We start from the raw sequence: 6,881 nt of genomic DNA, 5'->3' as shown, positions 1-6,881 counted from the left end.
TCTTGCGACATTTGCACATCCTTGTGCGGCACTTCTGGCAAAATGGCGCGCTTTCATTACCGACGCCGAGACCGCCATGAGCCATCACGACATCCGCTCCGCCCAGCGCCCCGACCCCGACGCGACGATGGTGGACATCGCCAATTACGTCGTCGATTACAAGATCGATACCGCCGAGGCTTTCACGACCGCGCGCTACATGCTGCTCGATTCGCTGGGTTGCGCGATGCTGGCGATGAAGCATCCCGAATGCCTCAAGCATCTCGGTCCGATCGTGCCAGGGGCGAATCTCGTCGGCGGCGCTCGCGTTCCGGGTACCTCGTTCGAACTCGATCCCGCGCAGGCGGCCTACAACATCGGCGTGCAGATCCGCTGGCTGGACTTCAACGACACCTGGCTCGCTGCCGAATGGGGCCATCCCTCCGACAACCTCGGCGCGATCCTCGGTGTAGCCGACTACCTCAGCCGTAAGGCCGAGCGTGAAGGCGGCAAGCCGGTGCTGGTGCGTGATGTGCTCAGCGCAGCAGTCAAGGCCCACGAGATCCAGGGTGGCTACGCGCTCAAGAACAGCTTCAACCGTGTCGGCCTGGACCACGTGATCCTTGTCCGCCTGGCATCGACCGCCGTGACCACGCACATGCTCGGCGGTGGCAAGGAAGAAATCATCAATGCTGTCAGCCACAGCTGGATCGACGGTGGCGCCTTGCGCACCTATCGCCACGCGCCGAATGCTGGCCCGCGCAAGAGCTGGGCCGCTGGCGATGCCTGCCGTCGCGCCGTCACCCACGCATTGAACGCGATGAAGGGCTGCGTCGGTTATCCCAGCGCGATCACTGCCAAGACCTGGGGCTTTTCAGACGTGTTGTTCAAGGGCAAGCCGTTTGAGTTCGAACGCCCCTTCGGCAGCTACGTGATGGAAAACGTCCTGTTCAAGATCAGCTTCCCGGCGGAATTCCACGCCCAGACCGCGGTGGAATGCGCGATGGCCCTGCATCCCAAGGTGGGAAGCAAGCTCGATCAGGTCGACAAGATCCTGATCGAAACGCAGGAGGCCGGCGTCCGCATCATCGACAAGACCGGCCCGCTGGCCAACTACGCCGATCGCGACCACTGCCTGCAATACATGATCGCCGTGCCGCTGATTTTCGGTCGCCTGACCGCCGACGACTACACCGATGCCATCGCCTCCGACCCGCGCATCGATGCCCTGCGCGCGAAGATGGAGGTCAAGGAAAATCCGCAGTTCACCCAGGACTACTTCGACCCGGAGAAGCGCTACATCGGCAACTCCATCGAGGTCTTTTTCAAGGACGGCAGCTCCACCGGCAAGGTCTCGATTGACTATCCGATCGGCCACCGCAATCGCCGTGGAGAGGGCATCCCGGTGCTGCTCAAAAAGTTCGAGGACGCCTTGGGTGGCCACCTGCCAGCCCATCGGGTCAAGCAGATCCTGACCCTGACCCAGGACACCTCCCGCTTCGAATCCACGCCCATCCATCGATTCCTGGATTTGTTCGTGATTTGATTGAATTCACTTGGCAGTCACCGCCTTATTTGTTATGTTCAGGTTAACGCCCAGGCGTCCGGACGTTATTATTGGTAAGGCAGGGCGCTAGCCTGGCCATTACCGAAGTGACCTTTCTTACTAGTGCAATGGAGTTGAACATGAAGAAGAAGCTTCTGTGCTGCGCCCTCCTCGGTGCAATGAGCATGGCCCAGTCCGTGATGGCCCAGGATTACGACGATCGTTGGTACATCGGCGCCGGTGCCGGCATCAACGCTTATGACAAAGATCGCGCCGTCGCTGACGATGCCTACGGCACTTTGGTGTTCGGTAAGTTCATCACCCAGAATGTCTCGCTCGACGGTGAGTTTGTCGGCAGCAATCCCCTGATCAACCGCGACAACAACCGTAACTGGGAGCTCCTGGCTCTTTCGGTCGTCGGTCGTTATCACTTCATCACCGAAGGCCGCAGCTGGAACCCGTACATCGCTTTCGGTCTCGGCAGCCAGCGTCATCGTGATGGAACCCCGCCCGCTTCGGCCTCGGTGTTCGGTTACGGCCCCAGCCGCCACGGTAGCAACCTCGTCGCAACCCTCGGCGCCGGTATCCAGAAAGACCTCGGCCGCGTGAACATGCGTGGCGAGCTCGGCCTGCGTTCCGACCAGGACGACGGCGCCGCCAGCGGCGATCATTTCACCGATGGCTACGCTGGTCTGACCTTCCTCGTTCCGCTCGGCGCCGAAGCTGCTGCGCCGCCGCCGCCGCCGGTTGTTGAAGCGACCTGCGCCGACAAGGACGACGACGGTGACGGCGTCAACAACTGCAACGACAAGTGCCCCGGTTCCGCTGCTGGCCAGGCCATTGGCCCGGACGGCTGCCCGGTTCCGCTGACCATCGACCTGAAGGGCGTGAACTTCGACTTCGACAAAGACACCCTGCGTCCCGACGCAGTGGCGATCCTTGACGAGGCCGTGTCCATCCTCTCCAAGTACCCGCAGCTCCGCGTTGAAGTCGCCGGCCATACCGATTCCATCGGTACCGAGCAGTACAACGAAGGTCTGTCGCAGCGCCGCGCCAAGGTGGTCTATGACTACCTGACCGGCCACGGCATCGACGCCGGCCGCCTTGTTGGCCCGAACGGTTTTGGTGAATCCAAGCCGATCGACGACAACAAGACCAAGGAAGGTCGTGCACGCAATCGTCGCACCGAGCTGAACGTCCAGAACTAATCGGACTTCATCCTCAGCAAACCACGAAGCCCGGCTCACGCCGGGCTTCGTTTTTTATTGCCCTGAAAAACCCTGGCGACTATCCTCGGGTTCAAGTTTCAGGAGATGCCCATGAAAACCAGTATCCGTGCGTTGGTGATTTCCACTCTGGCCCTGAGCCCTGTCTGCCTGGCGGCCAACTGTCGCCCGGTCGATCCGAGCATCGCGCAAGGCCTGAACGTCGCAGCCCCCGAGATGCGCTGGAATGACGAGGCAACGGTGGCCTGCATCAGCGCCGAGGAAGTCATCGCGCTCGCGCGCGCCGAAGCCGCTCGCGTCATGCCCGTCGCGCCAGTCGTGCGCAACGCGCCGACGCCTGCGTCGACGGATGCCAGGGGCTATGTTCCCAAGACCAAGGACGACAACACGCCTTGGCGTTTCGACATGAACCAGAACGGCAAGCGCATGACCGCCGTCGAGTTCGACGCTTGGATGAAAGCCAAAGGCATCACCGTGGCGACCGGCAAGCCGGCCGATGCAGCGGCAACGCCACCCGCCGCTCCCGTCGACGACAAGAAGAAAAAATAGCCCACTGTCGTGGGAGCGCGCATGAGCGCGACGTTTCCGGAGGCACTGATCGAATGCGCCGGTTGATACCGACAGAGCATCAGGCTTCCGCATGATCCAAAAAATGCTCGCCAGCCCGGCGAGCATTTTTCTTTTTAGCCACAGAGAAGTTCCCGCTGGGGAAGCCGCCTCGATCAGTCCTTGGCAAAGCGATAGTGCGCCACCAGCCACTCACGGCCGCCGTCGTAGCCAAACAGCTCGGCACAGGACATCCAGAAAATCCGCCAACGCTGGTGCCAGCGCTCAGCTTCGGCGGCGCCATAAGCGGCCGTCAGCACCTGCAAAACTTCGTCGCGATGGGCGTCCTGATTGGCCAGCCAGTGATTCGAGGTTTTTTGATAATGCGTACCCGGCAACAGCCAGCGTTGTTCGATCGCCAACTGCTGCTGGAAATGCAGCAGCGTGTCGGCGGAAGGCATCAGGCCACCGGTGAAGAAATAGCGTCCCATCCAGTTGTCGTCGCCCTCGGTTTCGAACGGATACATCAGGCTGCGATGGCAGAAGATATGCACGAACAACTTGCCGCCCGGCTTCAGCCAGCCGGCGATGCGGGCGAACAGCGTGTCGTAATTGCGCATGTGCTCGAACATCTCGATCGACACGCAACGGTCGAACTGCGCAGCGTCCAATGCCAGCCGGTTCACGTCGCAGGTGATCACGCGCACGTTGCCCCAGCCGCGAGCGCGGCACACGGCCTCGATATGTTCGCGCTGGCTGTTGGAATTGGAGACCGCCGTGATGCGCGCATTCGGATAGCGTTCGGCCATCCAAAGCGTAAGCGAACCCCAGCCGCAGCCGAGCTCGAGGATCTGCTGGCCATCGGCGAGCTCGGCGCGTTCGCCGTATAACGCCAGCATCGCGTTCTCGGCCTCGTCCAGGCTCTCGTCGCCGCGTGGGTAGTAGCAACTGGAATATTTCAGCCGCTCGCCGAGGCAGAGTTGGAAAAAGCGCGTCGGCACTTCGTAATGCTGCTCGTTGGCTGCGGCCGTCTCTATCGCGATCGGACTCTTGCGCAGGTCCAGCAAAAGTTCGCGGAAACGCCGGTCGGCCTGATCAAGATCGAATGCGCCTTCTTCGCGCAGGCGTTGGCTGCACAGGCGGCGGATGCCATAGCGCGTCAGTGGATCGGGGATCAGACCGCGTTCGCAAAGATCAATCAGTGACATGGAAACTCCATTGAATCAGCCGCGTTTCGGCGGCCAGGGGAAGAAGGCGCTGACCTGTCGCTGATAGTTCCGGTATTGATCGCCACGCGAGCGCAGTGACTGCGCTTCGGTCCAGGGAATGCCGCTGACGCGATACAGGAACGCGAACATCACCACCGGCCCGACCAGGCTGAGCCAGAAAAACTGGCTGCCGACGGCGAGCAATACGTAGGCAAACCAGTGCAGCCATTCGAAGAAATAATTCGGATGTCGCGACCACGACCACAGGCCGACGCGGCAGACCTGGCTGCGATTGCCGGCATCGCCGCGGAAGCGCGCGAGTTGCCAGTCCGCCAGACTTTCGCCGCCGATCGACAACAGCCACACCGCGATCGCGGCCAGCGTCCAGGTGCAGAAAGCGTTGTCGTGGCGACTCGCCGCAGCGATGAAGGGCAGGCAGAACAGCGCGACGACCACCGCTTGCATCTGGAAGAACACGAAGAATTTTCCGCGGCTGCCCTGCCAACTGGCGCGCAAGGCCTGATAACGGCCGTCCTCGGGTTCATGCAACACCCGCCGCAACAAATGCAGACAAAGACGCGTGCCCCACAGACTGCCGAACAACGCGACCAGTCCGCGCGGCATCTCCGCGCCTTCGGCCAGCGCGCCGACCAGCAAGGCCGCGACCGCCATCAATCCCGCCCAAGCCACATCCACGTAGCCGACGTTGCCCACGCGCATGCTGATTGCCCAGACGATCGCCATCACCAGCGCGGACGAGCCCCAGACAAGCAACGCGAGCTCATACAGATTCACGAGTGCGCCTGCGCACGTTTGTGCCGCGACAAAAACGTATCGATCCAGAACGTCGATGGCAGCGCCAGTGCCCAGCCGATGGCCAGCGCAGCAATCACCCACGGCACCGGCGCGATGAAGTCCACGGCGTCGAATGCGCCCGCCGCGGAAAAATACGCGAGCGGCCCGCCGACAAAACCGAGCAATGCCGAAAGCCCGGGGCGATAGCGCAGGAACGCCATCGAGTGATTGAGCGTCATCGCGAACGCAGCCCACACCGCCCAAATCCACAGCGGCGCGGCGTCGACCCAGGGCCAGGCCTGGGCGTAACGCAGCCAGCCGGAATACGCGAAGGCACTGTCGAGCGCGAACCCGACCGGCAAGGCCAGCACGAGCAGGCGTAGATCGTCACGCGCCTTGCCGCCGAACGCGAGCATGCCCAGCACGAAAACCAGCGACGCGACCGGCCCCAGCCAGGCCACGCCCTGTCCCGCGCCCGCAACACAACACAGCCAGACCATCTGGTAGCCGACCACGTTGGCGATTTTCAGCCAGAGGCGCATTTTTTCAGAGGCCTGGAAGAAATTGCTCGCGACGGTTTCCCGAACGCGCCAGCAGCAGATGCACATCGCTGATCGAGCGTTCGATGAAGCCGCCTTCGCAGTAGCAAAGATAAAACTCCCACATGCGGATGAATCTCTCGTCGTAGCCGAGCGCGCGCACCTGATCGAGATTCGCGAGGAAGCGCCGGCGCCAGTGGTTCAGGGTCTGCGCATAGCTCGGGCCGAAATCCTCGAGATTGCTCAGGCGCAAATGCCCGGCGCGACCGGCGGCTTCCACCATCGCACTCACACTGGGAATGAAGCTGCCGGGGAAGACGTGCCGCTTGATGAAATCGACCGATGTCAGCGCCTGCTCGTAGCGATGATCCTCGATGGTGATCGCCTGGATCAGCGCCAGTCCGTCGGGCTTGAGCAGCGAAGCGCACTTCGCGAAATAGGTATCGAGATACTGATGGCCGATCGCCTCGATCATCTCGATCGACACCAGTTTGTCGTAGCTACCGGTGAGGTCGCGATAGTCCTCAAGCAACAGCGTGACGCGATCCGACAGGCCGGCAGCGGCAACGCGTTCGCTGGCGAGGGTGTGCTGCTCTTTCGATATCGTGGTGGTGGTGACGCGGCAGCCGTAGTGTTTCGCCGCATGCAGCGCCATGCCGCCCCAGCCGGTGCCGATTTCCAGCAGGTGATCGCCCGGCTGCAACTGCAGTTTTTCGCAGATGCGGTCGAGCTTGCGGCGCGAAGCAGTTTCCAAGCTGTCGTCGGCGCGGGTGAAGATCGCCGAGGAATACATCAGGTTCTCGTCGAGGAAAAGCTTGAACAGATCGTTGCCGAGGTCGTAGTGCGCGGCGATGTTCCTGCGGCTGCCGTCACGCGTGTTGCGTCGAAATGCATGCAGAGCTTTCATCGCCAGGCTGCCCAGGCGCGCGAGTCCGGTTTCCATGCCATCGAGCAGGTCGCGATTGCGCACCAGCAGGCGCACCAATCCGACCAGGTCATCGCAATGCCAGAGCCCATCCATGTACGACTCGCCCGCGCCGAC

The 6,881-nt window shown here is 62.0% G+C and carries 7 protein-coding genes; 3 read left to right on the top strand and 4 right to left on the bottom strand.

From position 1 onward, the window contains the following. Positions 1 to 76: 76 nt before the first annotated feature. The 3 genes from VKM35_RS02160 (at position 77) to VKM35_RS02150 (ending at position 3,300) form a co-directional block, all read left to right on the top strand. Entirely contained in the window at positions 77 to 1,525 is a 1,449-nt protein-coding gene (locus tag VKM35_RS02160) for a bifunctional 2-methylcitrate dehydratase/aconitate hydratase (protein WP_324317869.1), read from the top strand. 140 nt (positions 1,526 to 1,665) lie between these two features. After that, positions 1,666 to 2,733, top strand: a complete 1,068-nt coding sequence (locus VKM35_RS02155) for an OmpA family protein (RefSeq protein WP_324317873.1) — start codon at positions 1,666 to 1,668, stop codon at positions 2,731 to 2,733. 111 nt (positions 2,734 to 2,844) lie between these two features. Continuing rightward, entirely contained in the window at positions 2,845 to 3,300 is a 456-nt protein-coding gene (locus VKM35_RS02150; protein ID WP_324317867.1) for a hypothetical protein, read from the top strand. Positions 3,301 to 3,473: 173 nt separating this feature from the next. Here VKM35_RS02150 and VKM35_RS02145 read toward each other — a convergent pair whose 3' ends face one another. From VKM35_RS02145 to VKM35_RS02130, 4 genes are all read right to left on the bottom strand, one after another. Further along, the gene (locus VKM35_RS02145; RefSeq protein ID WP_324317865.1) at positions 3,474 to 4,505 is read right to left on the bottom strand and encodes a cyclopropane-fatty-acyl-phospholipid synthase family protein; all 1,032 of its coding nucleotides are present in this window, start codon (positions 4,503 to 4,505) and stop codon (positions 3,474 to 3,476) included. Positions 4,506 to 4,520: 15 nt separating this feature from the next. Further along, on the bottom strand, positions 4,521 to 5,249 hold the full coding sequence (locus tag VKM35_RS02140; RefSeq protein WP_324317871.1) for a DUF1295 domain-containing protein: 729 nt from the start codon (positions 5,247 to 5,249) through the stop codon (positions 4,521 to 4,523). Positions 5,250 to 5,296: 47 nt separating this feature from the next. Then, positions 5,297 to 5,842 carry a DUF2878 domain-containing protein gene (locus VKM35_RS02135; protein WP_324317863.1) on the bottom strand — a complete coding sequence of 182 codons (546 nt, stop codon included), beginning with the start codon at positions 5,840 to 5,842 and terminating at the stop codon, positions 5,297 to 5,299. Between the two features lie 4 nt (positions 5,843 to 5,846). Continuing rightward, a partial coding sequence (locus VKM35_RS02130) for a cyclopropane-fatty-acyl-phospholipid synthase family protein (RefSeq protein WP_324317861.1) occupies positions 5,847 to 6,881 on the bottom strand: 1,035 nt, incomplete at its 5' end.

The organism is Arenimonas sp., from assembly GCF_035312645.1.
Lineage (GTDB): Bacteria > Pseudomonadota > Gammaproteobacteria > Xanthomonadales > Xanthomonadaceae > Arenimonas.
This window is presented reverse-complemented; position numbering and strand designations above follow the sequence as displayed.